The organism is Leptolyngbya sp. FACHB-671 (assembly GCF_014695745.1).
In the GTDB taxonomy this organism is placed as follows: Bacteria; Cyanobacteriota; Cyanobacteriia; order Elainellales; family Elainellaceae; genus JAAUTN01.
In genome coordinates, this window is sequence record NZ_JACJOV010000106.1 from 1 (window position 1) to 12,984 (window position 12,984).

Annotated in this window: 12 protein-coding genes and 1 pseudogene; 3 read left to right on the plus strand and 10 right to left on the minus strand. The window is 47.9% G+C overall.

Annotation, left to right across the window (positions count from 1 at the left end):
* From H6F93_RS14370 to H6F93_RS14410, 9 genes and pseudogenes are all read right to left on the minus strand, one after another.
* Nucleotides 1-226: IS1/IS1595 family N-terminal zinc-binding domain-containing protein (locus H6F93_RS14370; protein ID WP_190681814.1), on the minus strand; the 226-nt coding region annotated here is incomplete at its 3' end.
* A 35-nt stretch (nt 227-261) separates the two neighbouring features.
* Nucleotides 262-645 (minus strand): annotated as a pseudogene (locus H6F93_RS14375) (iron uptake porin); the annotation flags it as partial.
* Nucleotides 646-1,083: 438 nt separating this feature from the next.
* Nucleotides 1,084-1,332: a hypothetical protein gene (locus H6F93_RS14380; RefSeq protein ID WP_190681817.1), complete on the minus strand. Its 249-nt coding sequence runs from the start codon at nt 1,330-1,332 to the stop codon at nt 1,084-1,086.
* Nucleotides 1,333-1,603: 271 nt separating this feature from the next.
* Nucleotides 1,604-2,596, minus strand: coding sequence for an NAD(P)/FAD-dependent oxidoreductase (locus H6F93_RS14385; protein WP_190681820.1), 993 nt, complete (start codon nt 2,594-2,596; stop codon nt 1,604-1,606).
* A 55-nt stretch (nt 2,597-2,651) separates the two neighbouring features.
* Nucleotides 2,652-2,912 (minus strand): hypothetical protein, encoded by a 261-nt coding sequence (locus tag H6F93_RS14390; RefSeq protein ID WP_190644947.1) that lies wholly within the window; start codon nt 2,910-2,912, stop codon nt 2,652-2,654.
* On the minus strand, nt 2,899-3,870 hold the full coding sequence (locus H6F93_RS14395) for an LLM class oxidoreductase (protein ID WP_190681824.1): 972 nt from the start codon (nt 3,868-3,870) through the stop codon (nt 2,899-2,901). Before H6F93_RS14395 ends, H6F93_RS14390 begins: the two co-directional genes overlap by 14 nt.
* Nucleotides 3,871-3,912: 42 nt before the next feature.
* Nucleotides 3,913-4,695: an SDR family NAD(P)-dependent oxidoreductase gene (locus tag H6F93_RS14400; protein ID WP_190681827.1), complete on the minus strand. Its 783-nt coding sequence runs from the start codon at nt 4,693-4,695 to the stop codon at nt 3,913-3,915.
* A 63-nt stretch (nt 4,696-4,758) separates the two neighbouring features.
* On the minus strand, nt 4,759-5,337 hold the full coding sequence (locus tag H6F93_RS14405) for a TetR/AcrR family transcriptional regulator (protein ID WP_190644944.1): 579 nt from the start codon (nt 5,335-5,337) through the stop codon (nt 4,759-4,761).
* A gap of 265 nt (nt 5,338-5,602) precedes the next feature.
* Nucleotides 5,603-7,582 (minus strand): pre-peptidase C-terminal domain-containing protein, encoded by a 1,980-nt coding sequence (locus H6F93_RS14410; RefSeq protein WP_190681831.1) that lies wholly within the window; start codon nt 7,580-7,582, stop codon nt 5,603-5,605.
* A 483-nt stretch (nt 7,583-8,065) separates the two neighbouring features.
* Between H6F93_RS14410 and H6F93_RS14415 the strand changes: the two genes are divergently transcribed.
* Together H6F93_RS14415 and H6F93_RS14420 are read left to right on the plus strand one after the other, a co-directional pair.
* Nucleotides 8,066-9,595, plus strand: coding sequence for an amidohydrolase family protein (locus H6F93_RS14415; protein ID WP_242043464.1), 1,530 nt, complete (start codon nt 8,066-8,068; stop codon nt 9,593-9,595).
* 506 nt (nt 9,596-10,101) lie between these two features.
* The gene (locus H6F93_RS14420) at nt 10,102-10,896 is read left to right on the plus strand and encodes an RNA polymerase sigma factor SigF (RefSeq protein ID WP_190681834.1); all 795 of its coding nucleotides are present in this window, start codon (nt 10,102-10,104) and stop codon (nt 10,894-10,896) included.
* A gap of 13 nt (nt 10,897-10,909) precedes the next feature.
* Here the strand turns inward: H6F93_RS14420 and H6F93_RS14425 are convergent, their stop codons facing one another.
* Nucleotides 10,910-11,188 carry a hypothetical protein gene (locus H6F93_RS14425; RefSeq protein WP_190644941.1) on the minus strand — a complete coding sequence of 93 codons (279 nt, stop codon included), beginning with the start codon at nt 11,186-11,188 and terminating at the stop codon, nt 10,910-10,912.
* A 162-nt stretch (nt 11,189-11,350) separates the two neighbouring features.
* Here H6F93_RS14425 and xylB point away from each other — a divergent pair, with 162 nt between their 5' ends.
* Nucleotides 11,351-12,808, plus strand: coding sequence for a xylulokinase (gene xylB, locus H6F93_RS14430; RefSeq protein ID WP_190681837.1), 1,458 nt, complete (start codon nt 11,351-11,353; stop codon nt 12,806-12,808).
* Nucleotides 12,809-12,984 lie beyond the last annotated feature (176 nt).

A 12,984-nucleotide genomic window follows, 5' to 3' on the forward strand; every position in this document is an offset into this window, starting at 1 on the left:
CGATGACGGTCGTGTGATGCACCCCTTTGACTCGTTCGATTGCCCGAAAGCCGGAGCCGTTGACATACATTTTGAGACATTCTTGCTTAAACTCGTTAGAGTAGCCTTTGGGCGGATCATAGTGTTCAGTAAACTGACGACTACAGGCAACACAAATGTGATTTTGCTTACCTCTTCTTTTCCCGTTCTTACGGATGTGAGTGGAACCGCATTCAGGACATTGCATCGAAATTTCCCCTAATTCATACCTCCATTCTGCAACGCCGAAAATTCTTCCTGGAGACGTTGCAGCGTAGTCAAATCCTCACGAGTCACCGCCTCAGCTAGTCCAGCGGCAATTAGTTCATTGACGCGCTCGAGGGCTGCATTCAGCCCCGCTGCAAATTCATAGCGAGTTAGGGCGCGATTGCCCCGATACGTGCCGTCTGGATATCCCGCAATCACACCATAGCGCTCCACCAAAGACTGCAACGCCTGAAATGCCCAATCTGTCGGCTGCACATCTGACAGTTGAGACACCGAGGTGACTTGCCCAATAGAATTAGATGCTGTGTCTTCTGTCAGTGAGTTGACCGAGGGAACTGGTGTAAGCGTAGTTGAACTGGTTACAGTCGAGTTGGGCAGAGTCAAATTGGGTGTATTCAAACCAGATACATCTGGACTTAAAGAATCTGCAACCAGCGCTTCTGGAGTCTCGGCTGTTACTGTGACGTCTGCTTCCGAGAAAACGACCTCTGGCACATCTACAAACAACGCCTCTGGAATGTCAACTGCCTCAACAGCAGTTTCTGTAGATGCCGTATGCTCTAACTGGGAATCCAGCAATTCATGATTTAACTCATCATCTGACTCCTGGTTTGATGCATCTTCTTCAGCGATCGCCCCTACTGTTATTTCGGACAAACTTCCAGTTAAGCCTTCCGGATCTACATCATTTGTTTCAGCCTCAGCCGCATTCAGCGGTTTTACAGCCATTAAACCCGTTAATAAACACAGCAACCCCAACCCAACTTTAGGTGAAGTCTGCTTTTTACCCTTGCTCATCTTGAACTCCTCACATCCAGCAAGTTAAAACTGACCACACTAGTTGAAGTGCAGCCACAAAGTAATGGAGCGATCGCCAAAACTGCGACCGATATTGTTAAAGTCCACGGCTGATGCAGTAAGATGCCGCAAAAAATACATCAGCCATAAAAATTCTGCTTTCGTGCTAGAGATTCCTACTAACAAAAGTATTTTGATCAGGATTTTCTCTGACCAAGTTTTTTTAGTAGAGCGTTCTAAATAGAGGGTGATTTTGAGTGTTGCAAGTGTTGCCTCTGTAATACTCAAAATTAACTATATTAACTATCGGGAAAAACGAACACTAACGGATAGAGGAATTAGTCCTGTAGCATTTCCAGAAGTTTCAATTGCAGTGAGACAATTCATCAGAAGGTAAGTAAAGCTATTGCCTAATTAGGTAGACTAAGGCGACTTGTCAGTGATGCAACGTACAACTGAAGTCATAGTTCCCAGTAGCAGTTGGTTAGCCGATTTAGTGTTGCTGAAAGAGAAAATGCAGTGGGCGATCGCCCACTGCATTCCTCAAACTATTGGGTAGTTACGCAGCATGAGTGGTAACTGGCGATCGCCGAGTTCCTTCACGGCGGCGAATATCTCGCCAGATTTGGGTTGCGGCTAATGCACCATCGGCAGCGGCAATCGCTACTTGATTCATTCCCACCTTTAAGTCGCCCACTGCGAAGATGCGAGGGTGAGAGGTTCGGTTCATTTTGTCGGTAACCAAGTTACCACCCTGGTATTCCAAATCAATGTTTTTCAGGTAATCGGCGTGATATTTTGAACCCATTGACACTAATCCGGCATCGAGTTCTATGACTGAGCCATCGGCAAGTTCTACACCCGTCATGTGGTGGTGTTCGCCCAAGAATTGCTTGATGGGCTGTTCGACTAAGGTGTAGCCATGATGAGTGAGGCGATCGCGAAACTCAGTACTCACTTCAAACTCACCATTAGTGAACAGGGCGATGTAGGGTGTAAACCAACCGAGCGGAAATGCAACTTCCAGACTGGATTCGCTGCTGCCAAATACGCCTGCCCGTTGGTCGCGCATCTCGTAGCCATCACAGACGAGACAAACGTGCAGGTTATGTCCGGCATAGTCAAACACGTTCTGCATATCGGCTAGCTTGGGAAGATGATCGATAATGCCACTCGCTGCAATTAGATAACGGCTGTGAAAGACTGCACTAATAGGGTTTGTGCGCCCAATTCTAACGTGAACTGCAAATGTTTCGCCTTCATCGATTACTTCTTCCACGTACCCATTCAGGTAATCCCCTTCAAGAGAAAGGTAATGTTCTTTGCCCTGTTTCAGCACATTCCGTCCAGGTGTATCGGGGGGTAAACCCAGATAGTTGTGTAGTTCCTGCATCCAGAAGGAGCGGGCCTTACCTTTGTCGATAATTAGGGTAGACAGCAGATAACGTTGCAGATAGATTCCAGCAGACAGTCCAGCGGCTCCACCACCAATGACTAGGACATCGTAAACTTGATCTGCTCGTTGATCGAGCATTTGTTTGGTGAGTTGCATAATTCCCTCCAAGGGTGAGTTTCACCAGCTAAAGCAGTAGGTTGAGCGATTTACTCTAAATCTGACAGGTGCCGTCATCAGCCAATTGCATTGGCTTGCCGTCTACTGAAATCAGGCGATCGAGCCGAATCTCCGTGGCGTCTTTCAACTTCATAAATTCGACTTTGTTGACAGAGTAGAGGTCAATGATTTGTCCTTCTAAGCTGATCTCTTCGTCGGTTTCGGTGCGGTAAAGGATCGTGCAAACCCGACGCAAGGTTGCTAGTGCTTCTAACTCATCGTAAAAACTACAGCTAACTAATTCATACGGATTCATAAGTGGGTACCGAGGAATGAATGTGAGGCAAAACGTTTTGTCCAATCTCGTCTAACACTTCGGCGGCAGGGCGTTCTCCATATTTGAGGTTCAGCCCAACGTGGTTCACGCCGATTGATTGCAAATGTAATAGCAGATCCACTAGGCGATCGCGCCCTAATCGATAACCCAAATGAATTGGATTAGGAGCGAGAGTTGGATCATCTACCAGGTCCACATAAAGAGATTGAGCGTAGGGTTTAAAAACTCCCGGTGCAAACCGTTGTGTGAGGTCACGCCAATCCTGAATCATCCGAGACTGCATTTGCGGATGACGCGGGTAATACAGCCAACCATCGGCATGTTCAGCAATCCATTCAGGCGATTGGCGACTGTGCCCAGTTACTAAAAGTGGAATGTGTCCGTTCACTGGCTTTGGCAACACATCGGCTGCTTCTAAGTGAGTCAGGGGCGAGCGAATGACTGGAAATTCGGATGTCAACGCCTGCTTGAAGTCGAAAAAGGTTTGGCGGAAGCGATCGCCCCTCGATTCAAAGTCAACACCAAAGGCTGGAAACTCTACGGGGCGATCGCCTGATGCAATGCCCATCACTAATCGTCCATTAGATAATTGATCTACGGATGCTGCCGCTTTTGCCAAATGTAGCGGGTGTCGCTGGGAAAAGATAATGCTACCTGTGGCAAGTGCAACACGTTGCGTGTGCGCGGCAATGTAGCCCAGATACACCCAGGGATCATAAATCTGTCCCACATCGCCAAAGCTTGGATCATAGAGTGGCACATCCCGAAACCACAGTGCAGCGAAGCCCAAAGCCTCTGCCCGTTGAGCCAACACCACCTGATGCTGCATGGTTGGAATGCTGCCCTTGTAAGCTTCAATTGGGAAATACACGCCAACAGTCAGATGGTTCTCTTTGAACAGTTGCTTAAAGCCAGTTGAATCTTGTACAGATACCATTTAACACCTCCTGATTAACACCCCACTCACGCCTTATTCACATTAGCTATACTGATTTCGCCCTGCCATCACGCCACCGTCTACATCCCAAACGGCTCCTGTCACCCAGGCAGCTTGCTCAGATAGCAAGAAGGAAACAACCTCAGCGACATCCTCTACACGACCTACGCGTCCGATTGGATGAAATGAGTTAAATCCTTGTAGCACTGAATGAACTTGGTCTGCTGGAATAAACCCTTCGTAAATGGGAGTTTCCACGACAGCAGGAGAAACTGCATTAACTCGAATTTTGTGACTTGCCAATTCCATCGCCAAATGTTGAGTTAGAGAGTGTAGCCCTGCTTTTGCCATCGAATAGGCGGAGGAACGAGTTGCCTGGACTGCTTGTTTTGCCCACATGGAGCCTATATTGACGATCGCCCCTCCCTGAGCGCGATCAACCATGTTTTTGGCGATCGCTTGAGTGATAAAGAAAGTTGCTTTATTGAGGTTCAAATACAGGTCATAATCCGCTTCAGTATGCTCTAAAAAGGACTTGGGCAAAAATACCCCAGCCGCATTCACCAAGAGTGTCGCATCCGCGTGATTGGCGTTAATTCGAGCAATTAAGTCATTCCGTTCGCCTGGATTGGTGATGTCGGCTTGCTCTGCAAAAACCTTTCCCAATGGGCTGAGATCATTAGTTGCTGAATGTAGGCGATCGCCCCGTTTGCCAATTAGCACCACTGCCCCACCTCGGCTGAGAATTACCTGAGCAACTGCCTTGCCAATGCCGCTTGTACCGCCAACCACAACTAACTTCTGACCCGCAAGATCCTGGCTCATAGCTCTCTTTCCTCAAAATGAAGCTTGCTTCCTACTAGTTGGATGTTTTAGGAATAAAAAAATTTATCCTTTGACCAACTGAATTAACTGCTCGATCATCTGGTGAAACTTATCTGCTCCTCCATGAACTCGGACGACCAAAATTCCTCCCTCCAACACAGTAAAAACTAGCGAAGCCATAGCTTGAGTTTCCCCAAGAAAGCGAAAACTGCCAGCTTGCCGACCCATATCTAAAAGGTCGGTGAGTCGCTCCTCATTTGCCTGGTAGAAACTGCGAACCCGCTCGGTCAGTTGCTCACTCAGGGTTACGGTTTCTGCCCCAAGCATGGCACAGAGACAAGTTTTGTCCTGATCACCACTTCTAAGTGTTGTCTCAAACAGTCCGCAATAGCGGCGTAGCTTTACTTCTGGCGCATCATTGGAGGCTAAAATCCCGTCTACTATTCTGAAGAAGCGATCGCTATAGCGGTCAAGTAGCGCTATCACCAAATCATCTTTTTTAGGAAAGTGAGTGTGAACACTTGCCTTGCGAATGCCGACACTCTCGCTAATGTCCTGGTAGCTCATGCCATTCACGCCAAAGCGCTGAATCAGGTCTTGAGCGACATCTAGAATTTGAGTCTTGGTATCGGTCTGCTTCATGAGTTCATCCTACTAGTAGGTAGGCAAATTTGTCAAGCCTTGAACCATTTATGGTTCTACCAGTCATTTTCACTTGAATAAATCACAAACGGTTCTACGAAGAGTAGTCAGATGAAGGGTTGTGTCGCAAAAAATTGCTGAAGCACGATTAGTAGAGTTGTAATGTGTACGATTCAGCTCCACACATAGGTTTCTAAATTTTTTGCGACACAACCGTACAAAGCATCACACCTCCTCTGATAGTTCTTGGTCGAACTTAGTGAGGCTATGCGCCTTGATTAACAAATACGAAGGAAGGTTCACTGATACTTAGATTGGATGAAACATTCTGGATCACACTGACCAATTCTCCTCTTGCTTCAACTCCTGGATCGTAGATAATAGCCGCATCAATCGTCCCCAAGCTTGAGGTAAAGAAGTCCAGGCTGTAGAAATCAGCTGAGCCAGAAAGCTGAATGACATCTTGGTTCAGGTTAAAATCCGTGATTAAGGCGTAGTCATTGTCGCCCCCAGATGCGGGATCGCCATCATTGTAATAGATACTGCCGCTATCCCCCAGGACGAAAGTATCGCTGCCCAGTCCACCTGTTAAGAAATCGATTTCAAAGAAACCTAATCCAAAACTAGGATTGAAGGGATCAACGCCGATCAGGGTGTCATTACCGTCGCCTCCGTTTAGAGAGTCACTATCAACACCACCTATGAGAACGTCTGCGCCGTCTCCGCCATCGAGCAAATCAAACCCAAAGCTGCCGAAAAGCTGGTCATCTCCAATACCTCCAAAGGCTGAGTCATCGTCTCCACCACCATCAACAAAATCATTACCTGCACCACCTTCGAGAAAGTCAAACCCAAAGTCTCCAAACAGGCGATCGCCACCTGCATCACCAAAGACTGAATCACTTCCCTCTCCAGCGTTGATGATGTCGTCGCCCTGTTCTCCACTAAGAACGTCGTCACCAAAATCACCAAAAATTCGGTCTTTACCACGACCGCCTGAAATCACATCGTTGCCATCTCCACCCAAAATCACATCAAATCCGTTGCCACCTGCAATGGTGTCATTCCCTAGGTCACCATAGATCTCATCAGCTCCGTTTTCCCCCTCAATGGTGTCATTTCCATCTCCTGCGATGATTACGTCATCGCCATCTCCACCAAAGATTTGGTCGCTGCCCGCAAGACCCAGTAAGTTATCGTTACCCTCCAAGCCTGAAATTAGATCAAACCCGTTTGTACCCACAATCAAATCATCATCTGGAGTACCAATGAATTCGGTCGGAGCAGCGAGAGAAATTTCAATGTTGTAATCGCCCGTTGTCCCGGAGACAGAACCCGTGCCCGCTACAAATGGATCATAGAGATTGTTGGGGAAACTACTGACCCCGACATAGTAAGTATCAGAAAAAGTAGCTGTAAATTCTAGGAATGAATCCAGCGATAGAAGTTCGCCAGGTGCTGCGGTGTCATCGTTGATGCTAATCTCATTCCCTGCAGAATCAAACACTCGCAAAAGCGTATCTACGGAAGAACCAAACTCACGTGCATCGATATCGATGCTGACCTGCTCGCCTGCATCAAGCTGAAATTGGAAGAAGTCTACATCTAAATTAGGATCAGCAGAGAGACTGTCACCAATAAAGCCTGCAAAAGTGAAAGTGCCTAGATTCTCGGAGCTAAGTTCCGTGGCAATTGCCTCAAAAATGGTGTCATTCGGTTCGCCAATTCCACCGTTAGTTAAATCAACTACTCCAACTTCGGTATCTGGAGCGGCATCTGTTGGCTCCACAACTGTTCCAACCACAGTGCTGTAGTTGAGTGCTCCATCATCTCCTAGCAACTCCAGAGGCACCTGTATTTCAAAAGAGTTGGCTTGATAGACAATAGGTGCTTGTCCAAGGATAGTGAAATCGGCCGTATTAATTAGATCCACAAAGCCAGTGGTCAATTGCTCACTAAAGAGATCAATTGAGATCTCGGCTCCTAATGAACCTCCTTGTTGTCCAAGGGGAGCAAAGAAGCTTTGATTAGAGGAGATACCTGTTAAGGGATCTTGATCAAGGTCTAGATCAATAAAACCAACGACAGCTTCAGCCAAGCGTGTAGATGGAGCCGCGATGGAATTAGCAAAATTCACTGTTAGGAGCAAATTGTCGTTGCTCACTCTGCCATTAACGCTTTCGATGTCAAGCTGAGTCGGTTCAGAACCAAAAGTATCGCCTAACACATCGTTACTAATAGTCATATTTTGCTCTCTACATTTTTTGGAGATGACAACTACTAACAGTTGTTGTCTGTTGTTGATGGAAAAGTGCTTTGCTTGCAGTGCTCCAGCCCTTTTATTTCGCCAAACCGTGCTAATACCTAAGCACAAACTTTTTTAGCTTGAAGGATAATCTGAATAAGGCTCAAGGCTTAAGGATGAAACAGGATACTGAATTTTGGTTTGCCTGACTTGAGAGAACAACTGCTAGCTACTTGAAGCAGAATTGTTAGAAGTAGCTGAAAGTTGAAGATAAGGCGATCGCATTAAGTATCGTAAGCGGAGCTTTTGAGTTGTAAGTAGCCTTTCAACTTAAAAGCTCCGCTTATCATTGTTAGAAATTTAATTCAGAATCGGAAGTACCCACAAGGGTACCCCCAGTATCTGAAAACGCTGCGCGGTCAGCACGGTTGTGTTACAAGAGGTTGCTGAAGCAACTAACAGATTTCCTTGATTGAAGTTCTTATGAAAACATCACCGATGACTGCTGTTCAACTTGTGCGAGGTCGCTGGATTTTTACAGGAGACGAAACCCTATCTGATGGAGCGATCGCATTTCAGAACGACACCATTTTAGAGCTAGATTCCTGGGAGGCTCTACGTGCCAAATATCCTGACGCAAATGTACATGGCTCCAGTCAGTTTGCTATCCTACCGGGTTTCATTAATGCCCATCACCACAGTAACGGAGTTCCCAACTCTTTACAGGGTGTGGATGATGACTTCCTAGAACCTTGGCTATTTGCTAATACTGCACTGCGATCGCAAGATCCCACGCTGAAAACCTTATTCAGTGCAGCTCTTCTCTTACAAAGTGGTGTCACAACCGTGCTGGATGTTGCCAGTATTTCAGGAACCCCGGAAGCCAGCACAAACAACCTCAAAGGGCGGCTTCGTGCCTACGAGCAAGCAGGGCTACGAGTGGCTTTGGCTCCCGGTGCAAACTATTCTAGTTTCCTGGTTCATTATGAAGACGATGCATTTTTAGCAAGTTTGCCTGACTCCCTTCGCCAACAGGTAAACACTCTTGTTCCCCTTCAGCAAACCTTGTCTCCAGAAGATTATTTGTCGATCATTAGTGATCTGGTGATCAACTATCAGTCACATCCTCACATTGATGTCTGGTTTGGGCCACCGGGGCCACAGTGGGTGAGTGATGATTTAATGATCAAAATTGCTGAAACGGCAAGGTCATTGAATACAGGCATTCAAACTCATGTTGTGGAATCATTCTATGAAAAACTCATGGGACCACGTTTCTATGACAAATCTGTAATAGCTCATTTACACGAGTTGGGGGTTCTCAGTCCTCGATTCTCGATCGCACACGGCGTGTGGCTAACCGAAAGTGATATCGAGATCTTGGCAGAAACAGGAGCTTCAGTCAGCCATAATCCCAGTTCTAATCTGCGGCTCCGGGCGGGTATTGCTCCCTTAAATTCGTTGCTTGAGGCAGGTGTCACCGTTGGGCTGGGAATGGACGGAACAACTCTGGGAGATGATGAAGATATGTTCGCCGAGATACGGTTAGCAGCACGTTTGCATCGTACTCCTCAGATTAATACGCCTGCTCCGAGCTTTACAGACGTTTTTCATATGGCAACGACGGGAGGAGCAAGACTGTTGATGCAGCAAAAGATTGGTAAGCTTGCTCCAGGTTACAAGGCAGATCTGGTATTGGTGAAGTGCGATCGCATCACCTATCCCTGGATTGCACCGGAAGCAAATCCTCTACACGTCGTATTAATGCGTGCCCATGCAGCAGATGTAGATACCGTTTTCGTCAACGGCAAGATTGTCCTGCAAGACGGTCAGCCTACTGGATTTGACCTGCAAGCCGTGGGGCAAGAAATTGCCAATCAAATGGACGCTGCTGCAAACCAACAGAAGAACAGGGCATTGGTAGCCGAACTGCTCCCATACCTCAAACAGTGGTATGCCAATTGGACCATGCCAAAACTTAACCCTTATGCAACTTTTAACTCTCGCGTTTGAAATAATAACGTTTCTCAAAAAGGGCTACAGATGGAAGGGTACCCTGCTCCACGGGGTGCCCTTCCATCTGTAGCCCTAATTTTTGGAATTGGTATAACGAGGTAAAGCAGATGAGCAGAGACGATTTACGAGTGTCATCGGCTTGTAAATTGTCTCTGCCCAAAGCAATTCTGGCTGACGTGCAAGACAGTAACCTGCACGCTCTTGCAATATGCAAAAGTTTTGTAAAGCTGCTCAATAGCGCCAAAAGAATCTAGGGCAGTTCTACAGACAAACGGTCGTTTTCTTGAAGAAATCAGCGATTCAGTCCAACCACACCGCGAGTGAATCCGCTTACGCACAGAGGAGAGGATTCATCCCTAGACTGACTCAAATCATAAGGGCTTACGTATTTATGCTGGCATTTCTCAAGAGCCTTCCCAATAAACCCGTAGAATAACGATCGTCTCAAACGGGCTTCTCTACGGACAATAGGCACAACTTCAAACGCAAGGTGTCCTAAAGAGATGACGACTCAATCTTCCCCCCGCTCCACCGCGATAGAACTACTGGTTGCCTACCACCAAAATCCGACTGTTTCTGTCCGCAATAAATTGGTCCGGTTGAATGCAGGTTTGGTTCGGAAGATTGCTCATCGCGTCAGCCGTCAGTGCTGCGAACCGTTTGAAGATCTTGAGCAAATTGGCTATCTCGGTTTAATTCGAGCAATCGAGCGGTTTGATCCTGGTCATGGCTATGCTTTTAGCTCGTTTGCAGTGCCTTACATTCGGGGCGAAATGCTGCACTTCTTGCGCGATCGCAGCAGTGCTGTAAAAATCCCTCGCCGCTGGCAAGAGATGCAAAAGGAAGGACAAAGAGTCAGAGAAGCGCTCACCAAAGAACTAGGTCGTAATCCCAAAGATAGCGAAATCGCCGAACGCCTCAATGTCAGCATCAACGAATGGCAAGAAATTAAGCTATCCGGCAAGAACCGCTTGCTGCTCAGCCTGGATGCCACTGTGAGTCAGCAGGTTGACTCTGCTGTTACCTTGGGCGACACCCTTACCGATGCCCATGCCCAAACGCTGCAAATTTGGGAAGAAGACCGTCAACAGATTCAAAGAGCAATGGCACAGCTTGAGGAAAAAACTCGCACTGCGATTGAGCTCGTTTACTACAGTGACCTATCTCGCAAAGAGGTCGCTGAAAAAATTGGGGTTAGCCCCATGACCGTTACCCGTCGGATTCAACGCGGTGTAGAGCAGATGATCGCAATCCTCCAGCCCCAACCTCAGTCTGAGTCTGTCCCTTCGGAGCTATAAAGAGAATGCTAGCTCAAGCAAAATCAGTGAGATTCCAGTATTCGTCCTCGCTGATCTTGCCAGTTCGCATCCAGGTTTCAACTACTTCTAACAAAGCCTGGATTGCAACTTCTCGATCAATGAAATGACGCGCCGCTGCAAATGCTGTCTCAGCGGTGGAATGGGCAGAGCCATCGTTGCAGAAGTCGGGTAGGTCAGGATGATAGCACTGAAAGAAAAACTCCTCTGCTTCGCGCACCACCTCAATTTTCCAACCGTGATGCGAAATTGTTTGGGATTCAATTCTCAACATGCTACTGCTCCTATACAAAACTCAACAGGTTAAAGCTCGTGAAGGAAGAAATCCTGCCTGCTTTATGTTTTGATTGTGCCCATGAGATTGTCGCGTAGCTCACTCGGTTTCAAATTTTGAACATCAGGTGAACTACACGGCAGAACACTTAGGGCTACCGCTATGCTGTTGGGAATCGATCTAGGTACGGGTTCGGTAAAAGTGCTGCTGCTATCGACAGATGGCGCAGTCATTCGGGAAGCTTCCAGCCCTTATTCTGTAAAATCACCACATCCGGGCTGGGCGGAGACTGATCCGAATGAGTGGTGGGCAGCGGTGGCGATCGCCACCCGCGCTACGGTTCAAGACCAGGCAAACCAGATTCAAGCCATTGGACTATCCGGGCAAATGCATGGTATTGTCCTGACCGACCTGGCAGGAACGGCATTACGTCCTGCTATTCTCTGGGCAGATGCTCGTTCCAGTGCGGTGCTGGATGCTTACCGGGCGCTAGATTCCACGCTGCTCAATCAGCTTGCTAACCCAATTACAGCGGGAATGGCAGGAGCGAGTTTGCTATGGCTGCGGCAATTTGAGCCAGAAATTTACGCCACAGCCCGATGGATGCTTCAGCCTAAAGACTGGTTGCGATTTCGCTTAACGAACGAAGTGGCGACGGAACCTTCGGACGCGTCATCAACGTTACTTTATAACGTGCTGAAGGATAGCTGGGCAAACGATGTGCTGGAGGTGCTAAAGCTGCGCTCGGACGGGTTAGCTCGGCTAATTCCTTCTAGCAGCATTGCGGGCTATTTGACGGATGATGCCGCAGCCCATTTAGGTTTACCAGCCGGGTTGCCCGTGGTTGCAGGGGCGGGGGATACGGCAGCCGCAGCGCTAGGTAGTGGACTGCTTGAGCCAGGTTTAGTGCAGCTTACAGTCGGTTCAGGTGCTCAAATTATGACGCTGCGATCGCATCCCACTCCTGATCCTCACCGGCAGACTCACCTTTACCGATCGGCACTTCCTCACCAGTGGTACACGCTTGCTGCTATGCAAAATGCGGGACTGGCGTTGGAATGGGTGCGTGGCATTCTAGGTTTAAGCTGGGCAGAGGTTTATCAAGCAGCGTTTGCCGTTTCTCCAGGCTGCGAAAGATTAACTTTCTTGCCTTACCTGACGGGAGAGAGAACGCCTTTGCTTGATCCACAAGCACGAGGGGCTTGGGTTGGGCTGGGGCTACACCACACTCAGGCTCATCTAATGCGGGCGGCATTGGAAGGGGTAGCATTTTCGCTGCGTCAGGGCTTGGAGGCGATCGCCGCTACGGGTATTGAGGTGAGGGAGTTACGGCTGGCTGGCGGCGGCACCCTTGAACCCCAGTGGCAGCAGCTATTAGCGGATGTCCTACAAGTACCGCTGCGTCCTGTTACAGTTGCGTCAGCTTCAGCACGAGGTGCGGCAATTTTGGCAGGGATAGGAATTGAAGTGGTGAATGAGGCGATCGCCCTTCCCAAAAACTCAACCCCGCCGGATGCCGTAATCCGTCCAAATTCTCCAGAAACTGCTTTAGAAGAAGCATGGCAGCGATATTGTTCGCTCTATCCAGCATTGCGGCAGTCAGTCGTGGGTAGAGAATAAAAATTATTTTTTGACTTCAATTCTCAATCCCTAATCCCCAACCTTAAATCAATAGACTTTCTGTCAGGACTTACGCAGATGTACTAAATGTGGTGGTCAGCTTAGCCCAATTTCATAGCAAGAGTGGGTGATTTGAGTTGCCCAATCAAATAGTGGGATAACAGTCTGCTCTTGAG